This window comes from Kluyvera sp. EC_51, assembly GCF_019584505.1.
In the GTDB taxonomy this organism is placed as follows: Bacteria; Pseudomonadota; Gammaproteobacteria; order Enterobacterales; family Enterobacteriaceae; genus Kluyvera; species Kluyvera sichuanensis.
The window spans coordinates 1-623 of record NZ_VDAG01000052.1; the positions used below are offsets into that span (position 1 = coordinate 1).

Below are 623 nucleotides of genomic sequence, written 5' to 3' on the forward strand. Positions count from 1 at the left end.
CTGAATTATCAGACACCGTCTGAATTTGCAGCGGGCTGGAGAAAGGGTCATTCTGAGAATGAAGATTCCGACGTTACTAACTGAGTGTTGTATCTAATCGTGGGGGCAGGTCAACAAAGTCATCGGGTATTATCTGAACATAAAACACTATCAATAAGTTGGAGTCATTACCTGAAATTTACCCCGAAAATTAAATTGCAGGGAAGGAATAAATCAGTGAACAATTCTGTTGGCCGGGAATGGTGATGTCGCATCATCCCGATTCTTTTATGATTTGAGTTTTGCTCCGGATCAAATTTATTGCCCGTAGTGCGTGTTATAAGCATGGAAAGGTTACATTTCTAAAAATTATAACGCTGACCTGGGGACCGGGAATATGTATTCATTTATCGCACGCCAGCCTATTTTTGACACAAAAATGCAGACCGTCGCTTATGAGCTGCTTTTCAGGGACGGAATGAACAATGCCTTTCCCGATGTTTCACCAGAATACGCCACGTCCAGAATTATTTCTGACCAGTTTTTATGCATCCCTGTTCCCCGTATAGCCAACAATCACAGTTCTTTTATTAATGTGCCGCACCAGATGATCATTAACGGACTGGGCGATACGCTGCCGAATG

Annotated in this window: 1 pseudogene; it reads left to right on the forward strand. The window is 42.7% G+C overall.

Going from position 1 to position 623, the window contains the following annotated elements:
• Positions 1-376: 376 nt before the first annotated feature.
• Positions 377-623 (forward strand): annotated as a pseudogene (locus FHC49_RS11415) (diguanylate phosphodiesterase); the annotation flags it as partial.